This is a genomic window from Kribbella sp. NPDC051587 (assembly GCF_044453945.1).
Taxonomy (GTDB): Bacteria; Actinomycetota; Actinomycetes; order Propionibacteriales; family Kribbellaceae; genus Kribbella.
Genome location: NZ_JBITDE010000003.1, coordinates 550,611 through 576,528, shown reverse-complemented (window position 1 = coordinate 576,528; position 25,918 = coordinate 550,611). Strand labels below are relative to the sequence as shown.

The 25,918-nt window shown below is 68.9% G+C and carries 18 protein-coding genes; 10 read left to right on the top strand and 8 right to left on the bottom strand.

Going from position 1 to position 25,918, the window contains the following annotated elements; translation table 11 throughout:
• Positions 1–93: 93 nt before the first annotated feature.
• The 4 genes from ACIA49_RS14805 to ACIA49_RS14790 form a co-directional block, all read right to left on the bottom strand.
• A complete protein-coding gene (locus ACIA49_RS14805) occupies positions 94–1,146 on the bottom strand; it encodes an NlpC/P60 family protein (protein WP_396377678.1) in 1,053 nt (350 codons plus the stop codon).
• Between the two features lie 219 nt (positions 1,147–1,365).
• Positions 1,366–1,623, bottom strand: a complete 258-nt coding sequence (locus ACIA49_RS14800) for a hypothetical protein (RefSeq protein ID WP_396377677.1) — start codon at positions 1,621–1,623, stop codon at positions 1,366–1,368.
• Positions 1,624–1,728: 105 nt separating this feature from the next.
• Positions 1,729–3,036: an NYN domain-containing protein gene (locus tag ACIA49_RS14795; protein ID WP_396377676.1), complete on the bottom strand. Its 1,308-nt coding sequence runs from the start codon at positions 3,034–3,036 to the stop codon at positions 1,729–1,731.
• On the bottom strand, positions 3,029–3,184 hold the full coding sequence (locus ACIA49_RS14790) for a hypothetical protein (protein ID WP_396377675.1): 156 nt from the start codon (positions 3,182–3,184) through the stop codon (positions 3,029–3,031). Before ACIA49_RS14790 ends, ACIA49_RS14795 begins: the two co-directional genes overlap by 8 nt.
• 71 nt (positions 3,185–3,255) lie before the next feature.
• Between ACIA49_RS14790 and ACIA49_RS14785 the strand changes: the two genes are divergently transcribed.
• The gene (locus ACIA49_RS14785; RefSeq protein WP_396377674.1) at positions 3,256–5,031 is read left to right on the top strand and encodes a DEDD exonuclease domain-containing protein; all 1,776 of its coding nucleotides are present in this window, start codon (positions 3,256–3,258) and stop codon (positions 5,029–5,031) included.
• A gap of 686 nt (positions 5,032–5,717) precedes the next feature.
• On the opposite strand, the gene ACIA49_RS14780 is transcribed toward ACIA49_RS14785, so the two are convergent.
• Positions 5,718–8,645 carry a DUF222 domain-containing protein gene (locus ACIA49_RS14780; protein ID WP_396377673.1) on the bottom strand — a complete coding sequence of 976 codons (2,928 nt, stop codon included), beginning with the start codon at positions 8,643–8,645 and terminating at the stop codon, positions 5,718–5,720.
• Positions 8,646–8,761: 116 nt separating this feature from the next.
• On the opposite strand from ACIA49_RS14780, the gene ACIA49_RS14775 reads away from it, so the two are divergent.
• The 3 genes from ACIA49_RS14775 (at position 8,762) to ACIA49_RS14765 (ending at position 15,764) form a co-directional block, all read left to right on the top strand.
• The gene (locus ACIA49_RS14775) at positions 8,762–9,049 is read left to right on the top strand and encodes an Lrp/AsnC family transcriptional regulator (protein WP_396377847.1); all 288 of its coding nucleotides are present in this window, start codon (positions 8,762–8,764) and stop codon (positions 9,047–9,049) included.
• Positions 9,050–9,097: 48 nt separating this feature from the next.
• A complete protein-coding gene (locus ACIA49_RS14770; protein WP_396377672.1) occupies positions 9,098–12,175 on the top strand; it encodes a hypothetical protein in 3,078 nt (1,025 codons plus the stop codon).
• Positions 12,176–15,092: 2,917 nt separating this feature from the next.
• Positions 15,093–15,764, top strand: a complete 672-nt coding sequence (locus ACIA49_RS14765; protein WP_396377671.1) for a hypothetical protein — start codon at positions 15,093–15,095, stop codon at positions 15,762–15,764.
• Positions 15,765–15,801: 37 nt separating this feature from the next.
• Here the strand turns inward: ACIA49_RS14765 and trpD are convergent, their stop codons facing one another.
• The 3 genes from trpD to ACIA49_RS14750 are packed head-to-tail and all read right to left on the bottom strand — an operon-like array spanning position 15,802 to position 18,232.
• The gene (gene trpD / locus ACIA49_RS14760; RefSeq protein ID WP_396377670.1) at positions 15,802–16,845 is read right to left on the bottom strand and encodes an anthranilate phosphoribosyltransferase; all 1,044 of its coding nucleotides are present in this window, start codon (positions 16,843–16,845) and stop codon (positions 15,802–15,804) included.
• Positions 16,846–16,853: 8 nt separating this feature from the next.
• Entirely contained in the window at positions 16,854–17,270 is a 417-nt protein-coding gene (locus ACIA49_RS14755; RefSeq protein ID WP_396377669.1) for a hypothetical protein, read from the bottom strand.
• Between the two features lie 44 nt (positions 17,271–17,314).
• Entirely contained in the window at positions 17,315–18,232 is a 918-nt protein-coding gene (locus tag ACIA49_RS14750) for a cytochrome c oxidase assembly protein (RefSeq protein WP_391548289.1), read from the bottom strand.
• Positions 18,233–18,312: 80 nt separating this feature from the next.
• On the opposite strand from ACIA49_RS14750, the gene ACIA49_RS14745 reads away from it, so the two are divergent.
• The 6 genes from ACIA49_RS14745 to ACIA49_RS14720 all read left to right on the top strand — a co-directional run bounded on the left by ACIA49_RS14745 (position 18,313) and on the right by ACIA49_RS14720 (position 25,904).
• Positions 18,313–18,975, top strand: coding sequence for a heme-copper oxidase subunit III (locus tag ACIA49_RS14745; protein ID WP_396377668.1), 663 nt, complete (start codon positions 18,313–18,315; stop codon positions 18,973–18,975).
• Positions 18,972–19,868, top strand: a complete 897-nt coding sequence (locus ACIA49_RS14740; protein WP_391548287.1) for a c-type cytochrome — start codon at positions 18,972–18,974, stop codon at positions 19,866–19,868. Before ACIA49_RS14745 ends, ACIA49_RS14740 begins: the two co-directional genes overlap by 4 nt.
• Positions 19,865–20,917 (top strand): Rieske 2Fe-2S domain-containing protein, encoded by a 1,053-nt coding sequence (locus ACIA49_RS14735; protein ID WP_396377667.1) that lies wholly within the window; start codon positions 19,865–19,867, stop codon positions 20,915–20,917. The genes ACIA49_RS14740 and ACIA49_RS14735 overlap by 4 nt, the downstream gene beginning before the upstream one ends.
• Positions 20,914–22,602: a cytochrome bc complex cytochrome b subunit gene (locus ACIA49_RS14730; RefSeq protein WP_396377666.1), complete on the top strand. Its 1,689-nt coding sequence runs from the start codon at positions 20,914–20,916 to the stop codon at positions 22,600–22,602. The genes ACIA49_RS14735 and ACIA49_RS14730 overlap by 4 nt, the downstream gene beginning before the upstream one ends.
• 99 nt (positions 22,603–22,701) lie before the next feature.
• Positions 22,702–25,128 (top strand): hypothetical protein, encoded by a 2,427-nt coding sequence (locus ACIA49_RS14725; RefSeq protein WP_396377665.1) that lies wholly within the window; start codon positions 22,702–22,704, stop codon positions 25,126–25,128.
• On the top strand, positions 25,128–25,904 hold the full coding sequence (locus ACIA49_RS14720; protein WP_396377664.1) for an FG-GAP repeat domain-containing protein: 777 nt from the start codon (positions 25,128–25,130) through the stop codon (positions 25,902–25,904). Before ACIA49_RS14725 ends, ACIA49_RS14720 begins: the two co-directional genes overlap by 1 nt.
• Positions 25,905–25,918: the final 14 nt, after the last annotated feature.

Sequence of the window (25,918 nt, the reverse complement as noted above, 5' to 3'; positions counted from 1 at the left end):
GCCTCCTCCGACAGTAGAGCACTTGGACGGTCGTGAAACGACTCGGCTCCGGGGTCGAGACCCCGGAGCCGGTGAGTATCGCAAGCCGACGGGTCAGCCCGGACGAACGGCCGTGTTGTACGGCATCGTGTCGATGGACGAGGTCTCGACGCTCTTACCCGGGCGCGGCGCGTGCACCATCCGACCGTTGCCGATGTACATGCCGACGTGGCTGACCGGGCTGTAGAAGAAGATCAGGTCGCCCGGCATCAGCTGGCTCTTGCTGACCCGACGGCCCTCGTTGGCCTGCGCCTTCGAGGAGTGCGGCAGCGAGACGCCCGCCTTGCCCCAGGCGTACATCATCAGACCGGAGCAGTCGAAGGTGCTCGGTCCGGCAGCGCCCCAGACGTAGGGGTCGCCCAGCTGGTTCATCGCCACCGCGACAGCCTGTCCGGCGCGACCATTGGCCGGGACCGGCAGATCGTCGTCCATCCGGTCGCCGTCGCGGCTCGGGCGCTCGTTGCGCGCCTTCTCGGCTTCCTTCTCGTTCTCTTCCCGGATCCGCGCGCGCTCGGCGTCGCTGAGCTTGCCAAGCACCTTCTCCGCGGCGTCCAGGTTGCCCTTCGCCTCGGCGATCAGCTTGTTCTGCTGCGTCTGGACGGCCTGCAGGGAGGCGAGCTCACTCTGGGCGCTGGCCTGCAGGTCCGCGACCTTGCCCTGCGCGTCCTGGAACTTCCGGAGCACCGAGTTCTGCTGGCCGGCGAAGGCCTGGGCGGTGGAGGCCTGGCTGAGGAACTGGTCCGGGTTCTGCGAGAGCAGCAACTGGGCCGTCGTCGACATCCCGGAGGTCTGGTACCCGGCGACCGCGAGCGAGCCGATCTGACGCTTGACCTCGTCGGCCTGGGCCTGCTGCTTGTTCACAGCGGCCTGCAGGGCCTTCAACCGAGCCTGGGAGGCAGTGATCTGACCACGCAGGTCGTTGGCAGCCTCACCGGCTTCCTCGGACTTGTGCTGCAGAGCGGCAACCTGCTTCTTCGCCTCTTCCAGCGTCGGCTTCGGATCAGCGTCCGCTCCCGACTGGATGAACAGCACACCCGCTACGACAGCGGTGCTGGTGATGGCGGCGAGGGCGATTCCCTTGGTGCGGTTGATGCGTCCGGTGGACACAGCCCGGTCGGTCCCTTCCTCTGCTCGACGCCGTCCCCGTCAACCACGCCGGTGCTACAGGCTTAACGCCCGAGCTGCCCGCGAGGTCACTCCCTCGGCTTCCCCGTTGCCCGGTCGGTCCGATCAACCGACACCCTGAGGCAACAGGACGTAACAGTAGTGACCGTTTCGTGACCGGTACAACTCGCCCCTCGGGTTTGATCCAAACTTAACGTCGGATCACCCCGAGCCGACCGCCGTATCGCCTTCTCCAGCAAGGGTTTCGGCAGGAGTGTTGGGATCGACGCTCCTGACCGCGTGCACCAGGCGTAACGGTGGCACCAGCCCGGACTGGGCCAGTACGTCGAGCGCCGCACGCTCATCGTCGTCGATGGTGATGGTTTCATCTCGTTCGGCGGAGAAGCCGAGCACCACCGTCACCACGCAGTCCTGGCAGCCCGGACCACGCATCACACAGGCGTCGCAGTCGATCAGCACAACGTCCTCCAAAGTGGGGAAGCACCCGGACTTGCATCCGGCTGATCAGGACGCTAGAGAAGGCCGCCGACAGTTTTGTGAAGGCCTACCTGCTGGAGGCTGGTTTCAGGCGCGGGCGATGCGGGTGATCAGGCTGGTTGCGGACAGTGAGCGGGCGCCGAGCTTTCCGACACTCTCGGCAACCTCACGGTCGGTCGAGACGACGACGATCGGGCGGCCGGGTGGTTCGGCACGGACTAGTTGGCGGATCACCTCGTCGGCGATCACGCCGGCCGGGCTGAAGCGCACGCGGACGCCGCGGGGTGGGTTCAGCTGCACGGGACCGGACAGTTCGGCGCCGTCGAAGACGACCGTCACTTCGATCCGGCGCTGGGCCACCAGCGCGCCGAGTGCCGTCACCAGGCGCTGACGTTGCGAATGCAGCGGCGAGGTCGGCCAAGCGGTCTTCGTGACGTTGTAGCCGTCGATGATCAGATGCACCTGCGGCAACGCCAGCAGCTCGTCAAAGAGCGCCGGGTCGTCCTCTGGAGCAGTCCGCCCGACGGGCGCCGCCTCAGGCTCCCGGCCGGCCACCGTGTCTGCCGGCCTGAGCTCACCACCTGGCGGCAGGGCTAGCTCCCGCCGTAATCCGCTCGCTGCCTCAAGCACGGTGTCCAGCAACAACCGGGTACGCGTCGATGCGAGTTCGCGCTCCTGTCCCGCCGTACGACGTGCTGCGTGTTCGACCGCCTCGAGCTCAGTGATCCGAGCGCGCAGCCGACGAAGCTCACGATCGACCTCGGTCCGTGCGGCCTCGACGCGTTCGTCCGCGGTCTCCGCCTCGGTCGTGCGCTTCTCGAGATCGGTCTGCAGACCGGTGATCCGTTGCCGGGCCTCGTTGAGCTTGCGGCGCAGGGTGACGTTCTCGGCCTTCAGCTCGTTGACCTGTTCGCGGAGCCGTTCGCGGACCTGACGTGTCTCGGTGCGAGCCTGATCGAGCTGGTCCGACAACCGGCCGATGGCTTCATCGTCGGCTCGCGGCGTCTCCACCGGCAGCTGAGCCGCGGCGGCGACGCGCGCCTCCCAATCGTCCGGCCGGAGCAGGTACGCCAGCGCGGCGACCTCGATCGGATCCGCCATCGGTACGGCGATTCCCTCCGCGATCGCATCACCCAGTTCCGCGTGCTCCCGCCGTACCTGGAAAGCGGTGAGCCGGCGGAAGTGCTCGTCGGTCTCGAGGATCGGGCCGAGGACGGACGCCGAGAGCTTGGCGCGCTTGGCCGGGGCGAAGCTCGCGAACCGGCGCAGCGGCGCCGGAATGTCGGTCGCGGGAAGCTGGCCGAGCGCCTGCGCGGCAAGAGTGAGGACTCGTTGCCGGACGGGTTCGGGCAAGGTCGTAGCGGCGGAGCTCGCGGCGGTGCCTGCCTCAGTCACCGGTCCGCAGTCCGGCTGGGACGACGGCCGCCGCGCTGGTCCGGTCCGTGAACTCCGGACGCTCGGAACCGTGCGGCAGCAGCCCGTGATGCAGACCACAACGAACGGCCGAACGGGCCCATTTCGCGGTGATCGCCTGTGTACGCATACCGAGAGCGTAGTCGACCAGCTCGCGTGTCACCCGCGGAATTGTCGGTGGCGGCTCTTAGCGTCGTTGCCATGACCAGCCCGCCCGTCCCGACAGCGCTGCCGATCCGGGGTGTCCAGCCGAGTTTCGACGACCTCGGGACCCCGCTGCGCGACGTCACGTTCTGCGTGGTCGACCTGGAGACGACCGGCGGTGCGCCCGGAGACTCGGGGATCACCGAGATCGGTGCGGTGAAGGTGCGGGCGGGTGAGATCGTCGGCGAGTTCCAGACGCTGGTGAATCCGGGGAAACCGATCCCGGCGTTCATCGCGGTGCTGACCGGCATCACCAACCCGATGGTTGCCTCGTCACCCCGGATCGACTCGGTGCTGCCGGCCTTCCTGGAGTTCGCCCGCGGCTGCGTGATGGTGGCGCACAACGCGCCGTTCGACATGGGCTTCCTCAAGCACGACAGCCTCGTGCACGGATACGACTGGCCCGACTTCACCGTCGTCGACACCGCGCTGCTCGCGCGCCGCGTGATCACGCCGGACGAAGCGCCCAACTGCAAGCTCGGCACGTTGGCGAAGCTGTTCCGCACCACCACGACCCCGAACCACCGCGCACTGTCCGATGCGCGGGCCACCGTGGACGTGTTGCACGGACTGTTCGAGCGGGTCGGTTCGCTCGGCGTACAGACGCTCGAGGATCTGCAGACCTTCAACTCGCGGGTCGCCCCCGCCGTCCGGGCCAAGCGGCATCTCGCCGAATCGTTGCCGCACGCACCGGGTGTGTATCTCTTCACCGACGACCGCGGCGAGGTGCTGTACGTCGGCAAGTCGAAGGACCTGCGGAACCGGGTCCGCTCGTACTTCACGGCCTCCGAGACGCGGAACCGGATCGGCGAGATGGTCGGCATCGCGACCTCGGTCCGCGGGATCGAGTGCGGGACGTCGCTCGAGGCCGAGGTCCGCGAACTGCGGCTGATCGCGGAACACAAACCGCGGTACAACCGGAAGTCCAAGTTCCCGGAACGGCAGCACTGGCTGAAGGTCACCGTCGAGCCGTTCCCCCGGCTCTCCCTGGTCAAACAGGTCCGCGACGACGACGGCGGCTACCTCGGCCCGTTCAGCTCCCGCAAAACCGCCGAGCGCGCGATGGCGGCGCTCCACGAAGCCTTCCCCATCCGCCAGTGCACAGCCCGCATGTCGCGCACCCCACGGCTGTCGCCCTGTGTCCTGGCCGAGATGGGACGCTGCGTGGCACCGTGCGACGGCCGGATCTCGTCCGATTCGTACGGCGAATTCGTCGACAACCTGCGGACCGCCCTGACCGCGGACCCGACCCCCGTCATCACCGCCCTCGACCGGCGCATCGACGTACTGTCCGCCGACGAACGCTTCGAAGACGCCGCCGTCCACCGCGACCGCCTGAGCGCCTTCGTCCGCAGCTCCGCCCGCATGCAGCGGATGGCATCCGTCACGAGCTGCGCCGAGATCTGCGCGGCCCGCCGTACCGACGACGGCGGCTGGGAACTCCACGTCATCCGCCGCGGCCGCCTCGCCGCCGCCGGCATCAGCCCCCGCGGCACCGACCCCCGCCGCTACCTCGACATGCTGCGAGCCTCCGCCGAAACCGTCCTGCCCGGCATCGGCCCCGTCGCCACCGCCTCCCCCGAAGAGATCGACCTGGTCCTGCGCTGGCTGGACCAGCCCGGCATCCGCCTGGTCGAAATGGACGGCACCTGGACCTGCCCCATCACCGGCGCCGGCCGCCACCTCACCCGCATCGACAACGCCACCGCCGACCTCCACCACCCCACCGAACGCCGCCGCCTCCGCCCCCTAGGCCCCGCCCGAGCCAGCTAACGATCCGCCTCATCTCCGCGCGCTCAGGCCGCGAGCAGCGCCCACGCCCGCGTGCCTCCCGCCCCGCCTCCGCCAGCGCCGGCAGTCCCCTACGCCCGCATCCCGACGAACATTCTGCTTTGCGTTACTGCTCCGACTGGCAGCTGCGCGGAACAGCACGAGCATCGATCGACCCCCGGGCCAACGTGCGCTCCGGACGGAGCCCACCCACTCCACCACCAACGGCCAACGGCCAACGGCCAACGGCCAACGGCCAACGGCCAACCGTGCCTTTGCCAGCACGCGGCCTGAACCACCAGCCTGACAACCAGCTTCGCGATGGCAGCCCAGCATTCCCGTACCGGTTAGCCGCCCCGGCCCCAGATCTTCTACGCAGGGCTTGGTTATCCCCCACCGTCAGTCGGCCCGACCACGAGCCGGACAGGGCCGGGCGATGGCCCAGAGCCGGGTGATATCCCAGAGGCGGGTGTTGTCCCAGAAGGGATGCGGCTGGTGACGATGTCGCAAATGTGCCGCGCGGCAAGATTTTCAACGCATGACGTGGACTCTGACCAAGCCCGATCTGACCCGGTGAGCGAGCTCCACCGGTCAGCTGGCGCGAATCCGAGAGCCCCCACAACCTCGGCTGGGGTTCGGCGCCCCTGCTCTGAGCTTCACTCGTGGCTGAGCGGCCGAGTGCAGCCTTGCTAGAACGGCGGCGGGTCCGTGGCAGCCTGACCACCCGGGTGGGCGCGGGTGGGGGCGCGGGTGATGGGGCCTCGGGCAGGTGGGACGGTGGTGTAGCGGTGGCCGGTGGGAGCGATGAGGGTGACCGAGCCGTCGGGATGGTTCTCGGTCCGCCAGCCCCAGCGAGGGGTGTCTTTGATGACGTGGTGGTACTCGCAGTACGGCGCGAGCCCGGCCAGACTGGTCCGGCCCGATACGGCGAACGGCGTACCGTGATCGCGGTCGCATTCACGAGATGAGCGGTTGCATCCGGGCCAGGCACAGACCGGATGGCGTGCGAGTAGCGTCTCGCTGACCATCGGGCTGGGATCGTGGCGAGTGGTGGAGGCGTTCAGGACGACGCCGTTCTCGGGGTCGGTGAGCAGTCGGCGCCAGGTACCGTCCGCAGCGATCCGGCGCGCCATCTCCGCAGGGATCGGTCCGTATCCGGTGAGCTCGCACGGTTCGTCGTCGAGGCTCAGCAAGGTGCCCACCGGGATCAGTACCTCGATGTGGGGGCGACGACGATGCTGATCCGGCAAGCGGCGCCCGAGCCAGTCGAGCCCGTTCGAGAGCATGTGCCCGAACAGGTCCGCCACCGAGTCCGCCCGCCGCTGTTCAGCCGTCCGCTCATCGCGTGCGGGCTTCGAATCGGCGGGGTTCGGTTCGGCCGGCTTCGGATCGGCCGGGTCCAGTTCAGCCCGGTTCGACTCGGGACGATTCGACTCAACAGGGTTCGGCTTGGCGGGGTTGGCCTTGGCTGGGTTCGGCTTTGCGGGGTTCGACTTGGCGAGATCCGACTCGGCCGGGTTCGGTTCGGCCAGCCTCGGCTCAGCCGAATTGGGGTCTGCGGGGTTCGGGCCTGCGGAGTTCGGTTTGGCGAGATCCGACTCAGTCGGGTTCGATTCGGCGGCCGTGTCTACGCGAGCGCTGGCCTTGGTCGACCGGGTAGCTGCATCTGCCGTCTCGCGGAGTCCGTCAACGGAGGGGAACGGGTCTCCAGGCGTGGCCTCGCCTGCGATACGGCTGACGGGAGCGGCATGGCCGTGCGCGGTACTGGCAGAGTCCAAGGCGGTGCGAGCGGAATTCGCCACCGGCTGGGTGAGCTCCGGGGCGTCGAGCGACCTCGCGGGGGATGTCGCGGGTCGGGAGATTGCACGGGACGCAGCGCCGTCCGTGGGTTCGCCGGTCACCGCAGGTACCGAAGGATCGCCCGACGGCACACGCTCCGAGTGCCCACCCGACACCGCCCGACCCAAAGGATCGGTGGACGCAGCACGTTGCGTGGGATCACCTGACGTTAGGTGCTCCGAAGGATCGGTGGACTCCGCGCGTACCGAAGGCCCGCATGACGTTGGGCGTTCCGAAGGATCGGCGGACGCCGCAGGTGCTGAATATCCCGTGGATACCTCGCGATCGACTCGCGCTCCAAGGCCGGCGGTTCCTGTGTGCGCCGCAGACGGTGCAGGTACGCCGGAGGCGGTCGAGGCGGTCGATGCCGCAGGCTCGCACGATGCGTCGCGGTCAGCGGATGCCGAAGGAGCCGGTGACTCTGCGACTGTCGTGGACTCGGCGAACTCCGAGGGGACCGCGGAATCGGTGGGTGACGCGCAGGCTTCGGCTGCGCCGGATGCGCAGCGTCCGGCGAGCTCTTCGCGACCTCCACGTGCTTCGTGTGCTCCGCGACCTTCGCGACCTCCACGTGCTTCGTGTGCTCCGCGTGCTCCGCGTGCTTCGCGTCCTTTGGGGTCTGCGCGTTCTGCGCGTTCTGCGGGTTCTGTGGGTCGCGTCGGCTCGGTGGGTTCCGCGGATGCTGGTGTTGGTGCGGGGGCAGTGGATTCTGTGGGTGGCTTTGGGGCGGTGGGTTCAGGGGTTGTGGGGGTGGGGCGTTTGGCTAGGTCTGCCAGGGCTTGGACCACGACCCAGATCTTTTGGATGTTGTCGGCGGTGTGGACGATCCAGAGGCCAGCCATGCCGTCGGCGAGAGGGACGATCTTGCAGGTACGTTCGCTGACGGCTTCGCGGTGGCGGTCGGCCTCGACGTCGGCTTGGTGTTTGGCGACCTGGTGACGTAGCGAGCGGCGCAGGTTGGCGTGGGTCTGTGAGGCGGCTCGGCGCAGGACGTGGGACTCGACTGCGCGGGCGTCGTCGTCGGACAGGGCGCGGGTGGCTTCCGAGATCGCTAGCGCCTTCGAGTGGGACAGGGCGCCTGTTCTCAGGGCGGTGAAGGTGGCTGCCAGGGGCCCGGTCAGGTGCAGGGCAGTCTCGATGTGCCGGACTGCGGTGTTGGGCGACAGGTGCAGTGCTGCGCCGACCTCGGCGGCCCACGAACGCTCCGGATTGACTGGCCGGCCGGACGAGTCGATCTCCTCGGGGCGTGGCGTCTCGGTCTCTTGCGCTTTGCGCTGGCGGAAGAACGTCGCCATGGCGGCCGCCTTCATCGCCTCGGCCCAGGACGCCAGCCGCGAGGCTGCCTTGAGGTACTCGATCAGGGCCATTGGTGACAGGCATTGCACGCGAACCGAGCCCAGCGCCGCCGCCAGGTCACCGCCGGGTGGCAGGAACACCCAGTCGGGCGCGGATTGGCGCAGCATGAACCGCTCGGCCTCGTCCTGATCAGCCGACGCCCACAGCTCCCACTCCAGTTGGTCGACGGCCGACATCGGTGGGAGGTCGGCGTCGTAGAACTCCTCTTCGCTGATCACCATCGGCGCTTCTGGGTCGTCGAGGTCCCACACCTCGTCGTACGCGTCGTCGGGCACCTCGTCCGGATCGCCGGGCGGGAAGAACGTCGCCGCAGGCTGGGAGTCAGGCGGCGGTGGGACCAGCGCGAGCCTTCCACCCGACCGGCTCGCGAAACTCCCGACGAGCGGTTGCTCATCGGTGGCGCGGGCCGGGTGAATCGTCATGCATACATATTAGAACACCTGTTCGAATGCACCAAATCGGCGGGATCGGCGCGGAGTCCGGGGGTGGCCGCCACTATGCTTCGGCAGGTCCGATGTGCTTCGAGGGAGAGGACGACATGGTCACCGCGATCGTGTTCATCAAGGCCGATGTCGCGCGGATCCCGGAGGTCGCCGAGCAGGTGGCGGCGATCGAGGGAGTCAGCGAGGTCTACTCAGTGACCGGCGGGCTCGACCTGATCGCGATGATCCGGGTCGCGCATCACGACGAACTGGCGACGGTGATTCCCGACCACGTGAACCGCGTGCCCGGCGTACTGAGCACGGAGACCCACATCGCGTTCCGCGCGTACTCGAGCCACGACCTGGAGGCGGCGTTCAGCCTGGGCCAGGAGGACGGTGTCTGAGGCTCGGAACCTGTACTTTCTGACACGCGCTGAAGTTACGGTGAACGCATGAGCAACCCTCCCGCAGGCTGGTACCCGGACCCGACCGGGCTGCCAGACACCATCCGCTGGTGGAACGGGAAGCAGTGGACCAACCGCACCGAGAAGGAAGCGGTTCCGAGCGAGTCCACGGCGCCTGAACCGGTGGACGAGTCTGCGCCGGACGCGGCTGGGGCTGGCGACGCCGTACAGCCTGCTGTCGGTACGGCGGATTCTCACGCGCCGGTGTCACCGCAGCAGACGGGGCCTCAGCCTGTTTGGGGGGCGTCGTCGTCTCAGGAGACGGCTTGGGGTGCGAGTCCGCGGGCCGGGTGGGATACGACGTCGCCGCCACAGCAAGGTGGTTGGTGGCCTAATCCGGATGAATCCGTAAACACGGGTGCGCCGCGGCTGACGGCGGTCGGGCCGGTGGATAGTGGTGAGAGCGCTGCTAGTGGTGAGGTGCGCGGGGACGATGGGCTGACGCCGTTCGAGCGGGCCCGGGCTACCTGGAACGCACCGGAGATCGCACCGGCCCCGCCGGAGCACTGGACCCAGCGACCGGTACTGGATGTCGATGCGACTGCCGCAGGCGAGCAGACCGCCGTTGCGCCGCAAGGTGATGATCAGGCCGCGCCTAACGGGTGGACGCTGCGGCTGGCCTCCACGCCGGACGATGCGCAGGGTAACGCTGGTACGGCGAGTGCCGGGACTGACGCTGGTCCGGCGATCGTCCCGACTGACGGTGGTACGGCGACGGCTGGAGCTGATGCCGGTACGGCGACGGCTGGAGCTGAGGCCGGTACGGCGAACGCCGCGGCTGACGGTAGTACGGCGGCAGCTGGGGCTGAGACCGGTGCGGCCGAGGCCGGGACTGACGGTGGTACGGCGGCTGCCTGGACTGACGGTGGTGCATCGGCGGCTGAGGCTGGGGCCGGTGCGGCGAGCTCCTGGACCGACGGTGGTGCGTCGGAGGTTGGGGCTGAGGCCGGTACGGCGGCTGGCTGGAGTGACGGTGGTGCGCCGGAGGTCGACGCGGGTACGGCGGGCGCCGGGGCCGAGGGTGGTTCATGGGGTGCGGCGGCCAGTGGTGACTGGGGTGTCGAGGGTGAGACCGGCGTACAGGCTGGGGTTAGTGCTGCCGGTGGTTGGGGCAGCGAGGACGGTGGTGCCTCGGCTGGTGGTTGGGGCGTGGAGCCGGAGGGCGGCGATCAGACCGCGGCCGCTGGTTGGGGTGCTGAGGCGAGCGGCGGTGAGCCGGTTGAGACGCCCGGTACGCCGGAGGCTTGGGGCACCGCGACTGGAGACCCTAGTGCTGCCGAGGGTGGTGGGCAGGGGTGGTCCGATGTGAGTTGGACTGAGGCTCCAAATGCTGCCCGGAAGCCCCGTGGGTCACATGCTCCGGACGAGACCGCTGCGGCTCAGGCGGACGCAGGTGGAGAGCCGGACAGCGAGACCACCCAGGTACAGCCGACCTGGGGTGCGGAGTCGTCGGGCAACGAAGCCGCGCAGGTACAGCCAGCCTGGGGTGGGCAATCAGACAACGAGACGACCCAAGTGCAGCCCACCTGGGGTGCGCAGGCCTCGAGTGACGAGGCCACCCAGGCACAACCGGCCTGGGGTGCGCAGACGTCAGGCGACGAGGCCGCGCAGCCGCAGCCAACCTGGGCTGCGCAGGCATCGGGTGACGAAGCCACTCAGGCACAACAGGCCTGGCGTGCTCAGGCGGGGCAGGCGGGTGGGGCGGTTCAGCAGGGTGCGGGTGAGGGGCCGCAGGAGCAGTCGGCTTGGGGTGTGGATCCGGATCTGGAGCAGGCTCCCAGTCAGCAGAGCTGGGGTGTTGCGGCCGGTGGACAGAGCGCTGGCTGGACTGCGGCGACTCCCGACGGTCAGGACGACAAGACGCAGGTTTGGGGTGCGGAGGCGTCGCAGGCTTCGGCCGACGCGCAGGGGGCTAGCTCCTGGGGTACTCAGGAGACGGCTGGCGACGCTGCGGACAATCAGCCGGCGGCTCAGAATCCGTGGGGCGCGGAGCAATCCGGCGTACAGACGGCTGGTACTCCCTGGGGTGAGCAAGCGGAGACTGTGGCACCGAGCAACAACCCATGGGGAGCTGCTGCGAGTGGCGGCGGTGCTGCGGCCGAGGGCGAGCAGAAGACTGGTGCTGCGGCTTGGGGCGCCGGGCAGGCTGCTGGCGGGCCTTGGGGTGAGCAGAAGGAGGCTTCTTGGGGAGCTGGTGCTACCCCCGCGCCGCAGAGCGAGGGCGGGCCGTGGGGCGACGCGCAGCAGGCCGGTGGGTGGGGTGCCGGGGCGGGTGTAGATGCGGACGGTCCTGGTCGCGGTGGTGGCAAGGCGAAGAAGAGCACCGGACGTGGTGGACCAGCCAAGAAGCCAGCTGGCGGAGGCGGTGGGCCGGGCGCGAAGCTACCGCTGCTGATCGGTGGTGGGATCGCGCTGGTGATGCTGATCGTCGCCGCGATCTTCCTGATCACGAAACCGGGCGACGACAAGGCTGACCCCAGCCCGACGCCGCCGACGAACCAACCCACGAACCAGCCGACCGACGCCACGAAGCCCGGCCAGTCGAAGAATCCGAAGCTCCATGAGGGCGAGCGGATCGCGTCGACCGCGATCTCGTTCCCGCGCCGTACCGGGTTGTGGTCGGACCGCAAGCGGCTGGTACCGCAGTTGCTCGACTCGAGCGGGCAGTACGTCGTACTGCAGGAGAAGTTCGACGGGACCAACAACTGGTACGCCGACATCTTTGTCGGTGCCTTGGGCAACCAATCCGGGTTCGGCGGCGACCCGAAGGCGACCGCGCTGGCGCTCGCGGACGAACTGCCGGCCTCGCTGTACGGCGGCATCTCGATCACGCGCAAGCCGGGGGTCAACGGCGCGGTGAAGCGGTCGGACAAGTCGGGCTGGTACGTCCAGCAGACGATCACCGCGAAGTCGGCCAAGGTGCAGGCGCGGACCCTCACCCTGACCATCGCCGTCTTCGACCTCGGGGACGGGACCGCGGTCGCGTACATCAGCGACATCCCCACCAACCGGCCGGACCTGAAGGCGGCCGAAAGCCAGGCCTACAAGGGAATCAACGTTGGCTGACAACGAGAACCAAACCCCGCCCCCACGGCGCTCCGGCCGCCACAGCGCCCCGCCTCCGCCCCCGGTACTCCCCGCTCGCCGCCCACCGTCGGACGCCCCCGACTCCCCCACCGCAGACGGAACCACCATGCCAGTCCCCGACGGCCTCCCACACCTGTCCTCCGTAGCCCGCACCGAGCCTGAGGCTGCGACCGCACCGGACCGTCCCGATGGGGTGCACAACGCAGATGGGGTGGGCGACGCAGGCACGCCGGTCGCCGCGGACCGGTCAGCCGGGTGGAGTGAGTCGGATGGTCCGGGTACAGCGGATGCTGCGGGTACGGCGGATGCTCGGGGTCGCTCGGATACTCCGGGTACGGCGGATGCTCCGGGTCGCTCGGATACTCCGGGCGCGGCGGATACCGCGGGTGCTCCCGGGCGCTCGGATGCCCCGGGTGGTTTGGACGGTCTGGGCGGGTCGGATGCTCTGGGCCGCTCGGATGCTCCGGGTGGTTTGGGTGGGTCGGATGCTTTGGGTGGGTCCGATGCTTTGGGTGAGTCGGATGCATTGGGTCGGTCGGCCGGGCTTGGCGGGGCGAGCGATGTGTTGATGGGGCAGTCGCCTGCGCCTGCGCCCCCGCCGCCTCCGCCACCGCGTTCCCCCAGTCGCAGCCAGTACGGCGAGCCTGCCGGGCAGCCGACGCCGCCCATCGGCCAGCAGTACGGCGGTCCTAGCGGGCAGCCGACTCCACCCGTCGGCCAGCAGTACGGCGGGCCTGGTGAGCAGCCGACTCCACCGGTGGGGCCGCCGTCGGCGTATGTCCCACAGCCGGGTGCACAGTCCGGTGGGTACGGCGGTCAGGACCCGATGCAGGGACGGGCGTATGGGCCCGGTCCAGCTCCGGAGTCGCAGGCTCGTGGTCCGCAGCCGGGCACGGAACCGCAGGTGGGCGGTACACCTCCGGTGGGAGGTACCAAACAGGCAAGTGACGTCCCTCAGGCAGGTGGTAGCCCGCAGGCAAGCGGTACGCCTCAGGCGGGTGGTATGCCTTCAGCTAGCGGCGCTCCACGTGGAGGCGGTGCCCCGCAGGCGGGTGGTGTCTCGCAGGTGGGCGGCGTACGGCAGGTGGGTGGGCAGGGGCCGGGTTGGACTGTTGTAGGTCCGGCGGATGACGCGGGATCGCCGGCGCGTTCTGGCGATGGAGCGCAGCTGGGAGGACAGGCGGCTGCGGGTTCGTACGGCTCGCCGCCCGCACGCACTGGTCAGCCGACGCAGCACGTCGATCCGTCACATCCTCGAGCTGTGCAGGGAACTCGCCCTGAGCTGGGCGATGTATCTGGCCCGCAGGGTATTCAGCCGGGTCATACCGGGCAGCCGGGTTACGGTCCGCGGTCGGGGCCGCCAGCTCCACCTAGCGGTCCGATGAGCGGACCGCCCACGGCCCGTCCGGCTGGCGTGCAAGCGCCGGCTGGTCCAGTGGGTGCGCAACCGAGCGATGGGCGACCGTCGACTGGATCAACAGGTGGGCAACCGACGACTGGCTCGGCAGGTGCTCAAGCGACCGCTGGTCCCGCAGGTGTGCGACCGACGGCGGGCTCAACAGGTGGTCAGCCGCCGGCCGGTTCGGTAGGTGCTCAAGGGACGACTGGCCGCGCAGATGGGCGGCCGCCGGCGGGCTCGACAGGTGGTCAACCGACGGTTGGTTCGGCGGGCGCGCAAGGGACGACTGGCCCGGCGAGCGGGCGACCCTCGGCTGGCTCAACAGATGGGCAGCCGGTGGTCGGTTCAGTGGGTCAGGCGCCGGGTGGTTCGGCCGGTGGGCAGGCGCCGGGTGGTTCAGCCGGTGGGCAGCCGTCGGGTTGGGCTGCGAGCGGGCAGCCGGCGGGTTGGGCTGCGAGCGGGCAGCCGGCAGGTGGTTCCGGGGGTAGACCGCCGGTGGCGGGCCCTCAGGGTGGGCAGCAGGGGTATGCGCCTGCTCCTGGTGTAGTCGGTGGACCAGCGAGCGGGCAGCCGCAGGCGGGATATGTGACGCCTGTACGGTCGACACGTCCGCCGGGTGCACCGCCGCAGCCTGGCGTGCGGCCGCCGGTCAGTGGTCCGCAGGCTGCGCCACCCGGTTATGCGCAGGCGGGTCCGCAAGGTGTGCAGCCGGGTGCTGGCATGGGCTCGGCACCTGTTGATCCTCAGAGCGGTCAAGCAGGGCCCCCGCATCAGTCGACGCCTCCAGGCGGGATGAACGTGCAGCCTGGACCTGCGCCGTACCCGACTCCCACAGGTCCACAGAACGTGCAGCCCGGCGCTCCGGCATACGTGGGTCCACAGAACGTGCAGCCCGGTGCTCCGGTTGGACCGGCGTACAGGGGTCCCCAGAACGTACAACCGGTGCCGGGGGCCCGCTCGGCGGCGGCAGGTGGCCAGAATGTGCAGCGAGGTGTTCCGGCGGGGCCGGCGAATGCGGGCCCCGTGAGTGCAGAGCCGGGGGCTTTGACGCCAGTTGGTCCCCAAGGCACGCCGGTGCGACCGCTGTCGAGCGCGGAGCACGGCGGACCGAGTCAGCCGGCGGAGGTGTCGCCGTACGGAGGCGGCGGGCTGCCGTTGTCTGCTTCGGCTGGGGGCGGCGGTTCGCAGGGACCGGGCCAGCCAGCGGGCGCGCCGCCGTACGGGCGCGGCGGGCAGCCGTTGGCTGCATTGGCTGGGGGCGGCGGCTCGCAGGGACCCGGCCAGCCAGCGGGCGCGCCGCCGTACGGGGACGGCGGGCAGCCGTTGGCTGCTTCGGCTGGGGGCGGCGGTTCGCAGGGAGCGGGTGACCCGGTGGGCGGGCAGGGTGGGCGGGGTGTTCGGGGGGTAGTGCCTGAGGCTGAGGGGTATGGGGTGGTTTTGCGGCAGAGTGGTGATTCCGGTGGGCGGGCTCGGCTCACTGGGGCTTTGGTGTTGGTGGTGGCGGCTTTGACGGCTACTGCTTTGTGCATCGGGTGGATCTGGACTCGGGCCGATGCGGTGTCGCCGACCGCCCTGCCTTCGGGGAATCCGGGGTTGCGGACGGTCAGTCCTTCGGTGAAGCCGACGCCGACACCACCCCCACAAGGCAAGGTGCTTGGGACGCAGCTTGTTGCCGCGAACAAGGACTCGATGCCGATCATGGGGTCGGCCTGGAGTGAGACCGGGGCCAGCCGGATCGGGTTGTACGGCGGGGCGGCGGTCTGGCTCACCGTGCACGAGAACTACAACGGCGACGCGGACTGGGGCAACGTGGTCGCGTTCGGGCAGCTGACGCCGACGGTGAAGGTGACCAGTACGCCGGCCGGGCTCAAGAGCGCTGCGACGCAGGCGGGTTCGCGCGCGATCATCGGGCTGTACGGCGAGGGCGCGAAGATCTCGGCGACGACGCACAAGGCGATCACCGTGGACGGGCATCCTGGCCACGAGATCACGACGCGGGTCGCGGTCAGCGCACCGAAGCTGACGGAGACGTTCTCCACCGTGCTGATCGCGGTGGTCGACCGCGGTGACGGTACGGCGGCGGTGTCGATCGGTGACATCGCCGGTTCGACGCCGACGTGGATCCAGGTCTGGCGCACCAAGGTCAGCCAGATCAAGATCAACCGCTGAGGCCGACCGAAACGGTCGGCCCACCTCGCTAGCCGAGCTAGCCGCGGACGACAGCGCAGGCGGCGATCCAGCGGTCGAGGGCGTCCTTGGCCGCACCTGAGTCGATCGCCTCGGCCGCGAGGTCCATGCCGGTCCGGATCCGCGCGGTGATCGGTCCCTCGACCGGGGTGTACGCCGCCAGCGCGGCACCGGCGTTCAGCAGTACGACGTCGCGCACCGCTCCGGCCTCCCCCTCGAGCAACGAGCGCACGACCTTCGCGTTGTACGGCGCGTCCGCACCCCGGAGCGCCTCGGCAGCGACCGGCTCGATCCCGAGATCACGCGGATCGAGAGTGAACGGCCCGGAGACCTCTCCCCCACCGACGTTCCACACCTGCGACGTCGTACGGGTGGTCAACTCGTCCAGACCGTCGTCGCCGTGGAACACCAGCGCGTCGATCCCACGCCGCGCCAGTACGCCGGCCATCAGCCCGGCGATGCGGGCATCGCCGACGCCAACAGCCTGAGCCGACGGATCACCCGGGTTCGCCAGTGGACCGAGGAAGTTGAAGGTCGTCGGTACGCCGAGCTCACGCCTCGGTACGGCGGCGTGTCGCAGCGCCGGATGGAATGCCGGAGCGAAGCAGAAGGTGATCCCGGCGCGCTCACCGACCTCGGCGACCTGGGCCGCGGTGAGGTCGAGCGGAATCCCCAGCTCAGCCAGTACGTCGGCCGATCCGCAGGCCGAGGAGGCCGCGCGGTTGCCGTGTTTGACCACCTTGGCACCGGCGCCCGCGGCAACGATCGCGGACATCGTGCTGATGTTGACGGTGTGCGCCTGGTCGCCGCCGGTACCGACGACGTCCAGGGTGCGGCCGGGCACGGTGATCCGGGTGGCGAAGTCGCGCATGGTCGCGACCAGGCCCTCGACCTCGACCACCGTCTCGCCCTTGGCACGCAGTGCGATCACGAAGCCGGCGAGCTGTGCCGGGGACGCGGCCCCGGACAGGATCTGTTCCATCGCCCACGCGGTGGCGGTGGCCTCCAGGTCCTCGCCCCGCAGCAGCGGGTTGAGGACGTGCGGCCAGGTGTAGGCGGGCATCGCCGGGATCAGGTGGTGGCGGGCAGCTTGGCGACCACGGCGCGGAGCAGGCCCGCGGTCACCTCGGCGAGCCGGACCGGGTCGATCGGGTGCGAGACCGCGGCCTCGGCGCGCGACCAGGTGGCCAGCCAGGCGTCCTGCGGACGGCCGGTGAGCACCAGGATCGGCGGGCAGTTGAAGATCTCGTCCTTCAGCTGCCGGGCGATCCCCAGGCCACCGGCCGGCACGGCCTCGCCGTCCAGGACGGCCAGGTCGATGCCGCCCTTGTCCATGGCCTTGATCACGGCCGGCTCGGTCGCACACTCGACGTACTCGAGCGCGGGCAGATCAGCGGCCGGGCGCTTGCCCAGCGCCAGCCGGACGGACTCCCGCGTCGTACGGTCGTCGCTGTAGACGAGAACCTTCAGCGGACGCTCTGAGCTCATCGATTCATCCCAAGCTGTGAAAAAGACGACTGGACAACCGAATGCTACCGGGGTGCCTGCTCGGCCCTGCGCGCCTGCTCCTCCAACCGGTCCAGGCGACGGTCCTCACGGCGGGCTTCACGCTGCGAGTCCCGCACCCACTGGACGAACAGGACGCCGAAGAAGACCAGGCCGACGATGTCGCCGGACCCCCACAACAGGCCGCCGGCGATGTACTGGTCGTGGATCGGTGAGGGCGGCCAGGAGCGTTCGAAGCTCGTGTACCAGTCCTCGGCGATCAGCCGGTTCGCGGACATGATCGTGATCCCGAGGAACGCGTGGAACGGCAACGTGAGGAACGTCATGATCAACCGGAACGGGTAGATCACCCGCCCCGGCACCGGATCGAGGCCCAGCAGCGGCCAGAAGAACAGCGATCCGACCAGGACGAAGTGGAAATGCAGCAGGTCGTGCAGCCCGGTCGAGCGCAGCGTGGCGTCGTAGATGCCGCTGAAATAGAGCACCCAGGGGCTCAGGACGAACAGCGTGAAGCCGATCAGCGGGAAGCAGAGCACCTTCGCGACCCGCGAATGCAATACGGAGAGCAACCATTTCCGGGGCCGCTTGGGCAGCGTCCGCAGCGCCAGCGTGACCGGCGCGCCGAGCGCCAGCATCAGCGGCGTCAGCATCGACAGGATCATGTGCTGGGCCATGTGCACGCTCAGAAGCACCGTGTCGTAGGTGCCCAGAGCGGATTGGGTGGCGATCACCGCGCTGCCCAGGCCCAGTCCGACGAACGCGACGGTCCGGCCCGGCGGCCATTTGTCACCGCGTTTGTGGAGCTTGCGGACGCCGTACAGGTAGAGCGCGCCGACGGCAACGATCACGGCGAGTAACACCGGTTCGAAGGTCCAGGCGGTCAGCAACCGGAGCGGCGTGAACGGCGCGATCTGGTCACCGGGCCCAGCGTGAAGGGGAAGCACCGTTCAACAGTAGTGCGACATGCTGCGCCAGAAACGGGGGTGGTCGTGGCGCTTCGTCCGGGGACCGACATAATGACGGCGTGGCCACTGCAACTGCGCTCCCAGCGTCTCGAGAACACGGACACCACGACCGTCCCAGCATGGTCAGTGTCGGCACGATCGTCTGGCTCGCGAGCGAACTGATGTTCTTCGCCGCCCTGTTCGCGGCGTACTTCACGATCCGGTCGGTGACGACCGCCACCGCTGTCCCGGGCATGCAAACGCTCTGGGAGGCGTCGACGGAGCGGCTGAACGTCCCGTTCGCGCTCACCAACACGCTCGTCCTGGTGCTGTCCTCCGTGACGTGTCAGTTCGGCGTGTTCGCGGCCGAGCACGGACGGGTCGGCCGGGTCGGATCGGCGGTGAACTTCCTCAAGTGGGGTATGCGTGAGTGGTTCATCCTCACGTACCTGATGGGCGCGGTCTTCGTCGCCGGCCAGGTCACCGAGTACGCCACGCTGATCCACGAGGGCATCACGATCTCGTCCTCGCCGTACGGGTCGGTGTTCTACCTGACCACCGGCTTCCACGGCCTGCACGTGACCGGCGGCCTGATCGCCTTCGTGTTCGTCCTGGCCAGGACCTACATGGCCCGCAAGTTCACCCACGAACAGGCCGTCTCGGCGATCGTCGTGTCGTACTACTGGCACTTCGTCGATGTGGTCTGGATCGCCCTGTTCGCGACCATCTACCTGCTCAAATGAGTGAGAAGAGAACCTCCTTGTCACCGGCGCGCTTTCTCTCCGCGCGACGACGGCACCGGTCCGCCGGCCTCGTCGTGCTCCTGTTCGGCCTCCTGGCAGTGGGCTCGGCGTACGCCGCGTTTGCCCCTGGCAGCGCGGTGGCCGACAACTCGGCCAAGACCCAGCAGATCGAAGAGGGCAAGAAGCTCTTCGCGGTCGGCTGCTCCAGCTGCCACGGCCTGAACGCCGAGGGCAGCGGCAACGGTGAGGGCAAGATGGCCGGCCCCTCGCTGATCGGGGTCGGCGCGGCCGCCGTCGACTTCCAGGTCGGCACCGGCCGGATGCCCGCGATGCAGCCGGGTGCCCAGATCCCGCGCAAGACGCCCGCCTACACGCCGGAGGAGATCGAGGCCCTGGCCGCGTACGTCGCCTCGCTCGCGCCCGGCCCGGCGGTCCCGGCGCAGGACTCGTACGACATCAGCAAGGCGACCGACGAGCAGGTCACCCGTGGTGGCGAGCTCTTCCGGACCAACTGCACGGCGTGCCACAACTTCGCCGGCCGCGGTGGGGCGCTGCCCAAGGGCAAGTACGCGCCGTCGCTGATGAACGTCGACCCCAAGCACATCTACGAGGCGATGCTCACCGGTCCGCAGCAGATGCCGGTCTTCTCCGACCAGGTCATGCAGCCTGAGGACAAGCGCGACATCATCGCCTACCTGCACGCGCTGCAGGAGCAGAAGGACCCGGGTGGCTTCGGCCTCGGCCGGCTCGGCCCGGTCTCGGAGGGCCTGTGGGGCTGGCTGGTCGGAATCGGCCTGCTGGTCGTGGTCGCCGTCTGGATCGGCGCCAAGGGAGTCAAGGTCAAGGGCGCCGGCGCACACGGAGCCAAGGCCGAGGGAGCGAAGGCCGAATGAGCGACGACAAGAACCTGCCGGTGAAGGCAGCCGACGAGCACCACGGCGCGGTCGAGGTGGCCGAGCCGATCGCGGATCCGGGTCTGGAGCCGCACGAGTACCGGATCACCGACGTCGACCCGAAGGCCGCCGACCGCGCGGAGCGCCAGGTCGCGACCATGTTCACGCTGGCCGGCCTGCTGGCCCTCGGCGCGTGCGTCGCGTACTTCGCCATCCCGCGTGACGCCACCCTGGTGTTCGGCCCGCTGTCGGGTAACGCGAACAACATGGTCATCGGCCTGTGCCTGGGCCTGGCGCTGTTCCTGATCGGCGCCGGGGCCATCCAGTGGGCCAAGCAGCTGATGGTCGACACCGAGATCGTCGAGCTCCGGCACGACGCCAACTCGACCCCGGAGCAGAAGGCCGACATCATGGCCGGCTTCTCCGAGGGCGCGGCCGAGTCCGGCTTCGGCCGGCGCAAGCTGATCCGCCGCTCGCTGCTCGGTGCGATGGGCCTGCTCGGTCTGCCGGCCGTCGTGCTGCTGCGTGACCTCGGTCCGCTGCCGGGCCGCAGCCTCTACAACACCATCTGGGCCAAGGGCATCCGGGTCGTCAACGACGTCACCGACCGCCCGATCAAGCCGTCCGACCTGATCGTCGGCCAGCTGGTCAACGCCCAGCCCGCGAACCTCACTCCGCTGCAGGAGGAGAGCGCGGTCGCGTACCAGAACGCCAAGGCCAAGGCCGCGGTGATCGTGGTCCGGATCAAGCCCAGCGAGATCCGGACGCCGGCCGGTCGCGAGAACTGGGGCATCGACGGCATCCTGTGCTACTCCAAGATCTGCACCCACGTGGGTTGCCCGATCTCGCTGTACGAGCAGACCACGCACCACGTGCTCTGCCCGTGCCACCAGTCCACGTTCGACCTGGCCGACGGCGCCAAGGTGGTGTTTGGGCCTGCCGCCCGGCCGCTGCCGCAGCTACCGTTGGCAGTGGACTCCGAGGGCTACCTGATCGCGCAGAGCGCGTTCACGGAGCCTGTCGGTCCGAGCTTCTGGGAACGAGGGTGACACCAGTGTCTGACACCAAGGAAAAGCCAGCCGCGACGGCGGAGTTCCCGCCGCCGGTCAAGTGGGTCGACGACCGGCTCGGGATCGGCAAGCTGGGCCGGAAGAACCTGCGCAAGGTCTTCCCGGACCACTGGTCGTTCATGCTCGGCGAGATCGCGCTCTACAGCTTCATCATCCTGATCCTGACCGGCATCTTCCTGACGCTGTGGTTCAAGCCGTCGATGGCCGAGGTCGAGTACCAGGGCTCGTACAGCCTGCTCAAGGGTCTGCACATGTCCGAGGCGTACGCCTCGACGCTGGACATCTCGTTCGACATCCGTGGCGGTCTGCTGATGCGGCAGATCCACCACTGGGCGGCCGTGCTGTTCATCGCCGCGATGATGGTGCACCTGCTCCGGATCTTCTTCACCGGCGCGTTCCGCAAGCCGCGTGAGCTCAACTGGGTGATCGGCTTCGGGATGCTGTTCCTCGGCATCATCGAGGGCTTCATCGGCTACGGCCTCCCCGACGACCTGCTGTCCGGTACCGGCCTGCGGATCACCCAGGGCATGGTCCAGGCCTCACCGATCATCGGCACCTACCTGACGTTCTTCATCTTCGGCGGCGAGTTCCCGGGCGACGACTTCGTGTCCCGGTTCTTCACCGTCCACGTGCTGCTGATCCCGGGGCTGATCCTGGCCCTCGTCACGGCCCACCTGTTCCTGGTCGTGTACCACAAGCACACCCAGTTCGCGGGGCCTGGCCGGACCGAGAAGAACGTGGTCGGCTACCCGCTGATGCCGGTCTACATGGCCAAGGCCGGCGGCTTCTTCTTCGTCGTCTTCGGCGTCACCGCCCTGATGGGCGCACTGCTGCAGATCAACCCGGTATGGCTCTACGGGCCCTACAACCCGGCAGAGGTCACGGCGGGCTCCCAGCCTGACTGGTACATGGGCTGGCTGGAGGGCTCCGTGCGCCTGATGCCAGGCTTCGAGAGTCATTTCTGGGGCGTCACCCTCAGCTGGAACCTGCTGATACCGGCGCTGATCATCCCACCGGCCTTCGTGACGCTGGTCGCGCTGTATCCGTTCATCGAGGGCTGGATCACCGGCGACAAGCGGGAGCACCACCTGCTGGACCGGCCGCGCAACGTGCCGACCCGGACCGGTATCGGTGCCGCGTTCATCACCTTCTACGGCCTGCTGTGGATCGGTGGCGGTAACGACCTGGTGGCCACGCACTTCGGCCTCTCGCTGAACGAGGTGACCTGGTTCCTGCGGTTCGCGGTGTTCCTCGGTCCGGTCTTCGCCTTCTGGGTGACCCGGCGGATCGCGATCTCGCTGCAGCGGGCCGACCAGGAGCGGCTGCTGCACGGACTGGAGTCGGGCATCATCGTCCGCTCCCCCGACGGCGCCTACTCCGAGCGGCACACGCCGATCTCCGTGCACGAGGCCTACGAGCTCACCGCGCACGACCGGCTCGTTCCGTACGAGGTGGGCCCGGAGACCGACGACAACGGGGTCCGCGCACCGCGCCGGGCGCTGAACAAGGTCCGCGCCAAGCTGAGCGCCTTCTACTACGCGGACGCGGTGCAGAAGCCGACCACCGCGGAGATCGAGGACGCGCACTCGCACGGTCACGACGACGACGTGCACGAACTGAGCGAGACCGAGTCCTTCCGCGAGGTCACGCCGGACCGGTACTGACGCACTGAGCACCGAGAACGCCCCCAGCTTCCGGCTGGGGGCGTTTTCGTTGTGGTCTAACTGGTTGCCGCGATCTTCGGTATGTCGAAGTCTTTTTCCATGCCGCCCCACATGTCCCGTCGCCGCGCCCTCCAATTGGCCGGTGCAGCCACTGCCGCCGGTCTGACCTCAAACGCTCCCCCACCGGCCGCTGCCGCCGTCGTACAGGCTGTTGCCCAGGAGGGGTTGACCGGCGAGGTGGATGTGCAGGAGGCGCTGCGCTGGTGGGCGCCGCAGCGGCAGGTGTGGACGCCGGTGGGGTGGAAGTCGCACCTGTTCCGGTTCGACATGTTCTACAACGGCACCATGGTGTGCCAGCCCGCGGTCGCCGTACCGGTCGGGCCGGTGAAGCCGTGGCTGGATGCGTACAAGGGCAAGGACTTCCAGGTCACTCCGGTGATGCCGGACCGCGGCCCGATCCCGCCGATGCCCACCGGCTCGTACTACCTCTACAAGGGTGACTTCGGCGTCGGTATCCAGGGCTGGCGCGCGGACAAGAACACTCCGGTGCTCTGGACCGAGCACCGGCGCCAGGAGGGCGTCGTACTGCGTCAGTCGGTGTTCGCGCATCTCCGCGGCGCTCCTGATGTCCAGACGGCGCTGGAGCCGATCTACTCCTGGACGCGGTTCTCTGTCGAGCAGGTGAGTGAGGTGCGGCCCCCTGCGTCGTTCACCTTCGTACTGCGGCTCAGCAAGGTCTACATCAAGCACCACATCAATCCCCCGCAGCAGCAGGACGCCTTCGTCACCATGGAGGTTCTCCCGGCGACTGCGGCGCTGGACACCACCCTGCGGATCGAACAGGTCTTCAACCCCGGCCCAGAGCCTGTCCCCGCCCGGGTCTTCGACGGCGCCGGACTGGTCCGGATGGCGGTCAGTGTGCCCGGTGCGACCACCCTGACCGGCGCCAACGGGGTCTACGACCTCAAGGTGGTCATCCAGGCGCGCAAGGGTGCGTACGTCGACGTACTGGTCCCGATGCTTCCCCAGCCCAAGGCGGAGATCGACGCGGAACTAGCCCTCGGGTACGACGGCGCTCTCGCGCAGGCCGAGACGTATTGGGCCAAGAAGCCGGCTACCGCATCGGCCATCAGCACGCCCGAGCCCTATGTCGACCAGTTCTTCCGTCGCAGCGTCCAGCTGGCCGAGATCATCGGTGAGAAGAGTCCGGACACCGGGAAGCACACCTTCCTGTCCGGCTCCTACGGCTACGACATGCTGTGGAGTACGCCGACCTCGATGGTCAGCCACATGTTCCTGGACCTCCTGGGTTACCACGACGTCGTGGCCTCCCACCTGGACCTGTACCTGACCGTCCAGGGCACCGTGGCGCCGCCCGGAGACGACTACGAGAAGTTCTCCCATGACGGCTTCTTCTCGACACCTCCACAGCTTCAGCCGTTCCACTGGCTCAGTGACCACGGTGCGATCCTGGAGGCGGTCTGCCGGCACGCCCTGCTGACTCGCGATCAGGCGTTCATCAATCGTTGGCTGAGTCCGATCCTGAAGGCCTGCGACTTCATCAAGCGGGCGACCACCTTCCAGGACCAGGCCGGCATCAAGGGGCTGATGCCGCCGGCGAAGGCGAACGACACCGGGCGGTACCAGCAGTCGGTCTCCATCCAGGCGTGGACCCATCGCGGCCTCAGTAGCGCCGTACAGCTGCTGCAGCGGCTCTCGCATCCGCGGGCCGCGGAGTTCGCCGGCGTGGCCGACGCGTTCCGGACTGCCTACGTCAACGCGCTGCGGCAGGCGGCCGCTGCCGCGCCGACCTGGACCGATCCGAGCGGGGCGAAGCAGCCCATCCTGCCGAGCTCGTTCTACGGCGAGCCGAGCGACTGGCCGGATCTGGAGGCGTTCGACGGTGGCGCGCTGATGTCGGTGTTCGGCGGGCTGCTCCCGGCCGACGATCCGTTGATGACGTCGTACCTGGAGTTCTATCGAGTCGGGCCGAACGTGGCGAACTTCGACCCGGCTCACCACACCGCGCTCGATCGCGTCGTACTGGATCATGAGCAGAGCAGCGCCGAGCCCTGCTACAGCTGGAACCTCTTCCACAGCTGGCAGCGTGGCGACCGGGCGCACTTCCTCGAGGGCCTGTACGGCCTGCTGACCGGCGCGATCTCCCCGGACACGTACATCTCCGGTGAGCACCGGCACGGGATGTACGGGACGCTCTTCGTCCAGCCGCTGATCACCTGGGCCGCGCGGCACGCGGTGATCGACGACTCGCTGACGGCCGGCGAGCTGAACCTGCTCCGGCTCTGCCCACTCGCCTGGATCTCGAAGGACTCCGAGACGGTGTTCGACAAGATGCCCACGCTGTTCGGGCCGATGTCGCTCCGGTTCCGGCTGTCGACGGACGGCAAGACCCTCGACGTCACCCACTCGACCAGCTGGGCGCAGAACCCGGCCAAGATCACGGTCCACCGTCCACCCGTGCCGGGTCTGGAACGGCTCGTCGTGAACGGGACGGAGGTCAAGTGATGATCGACGTGACTGGTGACGGCCGGGCCGACATGGTGGTGCGCCGCGGCGGACGGCTCTACGTGTACCCGCACAACGGGTCGGCCTCGAGTAACCCGTGGACGACCTTCTACGACACCAACACGACCGGGTGGGACGTCGTACGGGTGATGTTCCTGGCCGACGCGACCGGCACCGGCAAGGCCGACCTGGTGACGATTCGCAACGACCAGACGCTCCACGTCTACCCGCACAACGGTCTGAGCGGGACCGCGGCCGGCTGGAAGGCGCCGTACGCGACCGGACTGACCGGCTGGGACATCGCGGACTGGATCGGGATCGGTGACCTGACCGGCGACGGCAAGCCGGACCTGGTGGCACGCTTCCGCGACGGCAGCATGTGGACCTACCCGCACAACGGCAAATCCGGTACGGCGGCCAACTGGACCGGGCCGTTCAGTGTCGGGGTGAACTGGAACTCTGCCACCGCACTGCTCGTGGGCGATGTGACCGGGGACGGACGCGCCGATCTGGTGGCCCGGGACGGCTCAGGGAACCTCACCGTGCATGTGACCGCTACAGGCGCTCAGATCGGCGCAGGGAGCGGTTGGGGGCTTGCTCAGGTGATGCTGCTGCAGGACGTGACCGGGGACGGGCGGCTGGACATCACCGTCCGAGACAGCAGTGGCGCCGCGTGGGTGTATCCCCACAACGGCGCCACCAGCGGCAATCCGTGGACCCAGACTCGCTACTCCGCCGGCGGCGGCTGGCAGGACGCGAGTCTGATGGCCCTTTAGAGCGTCCTCAGAGT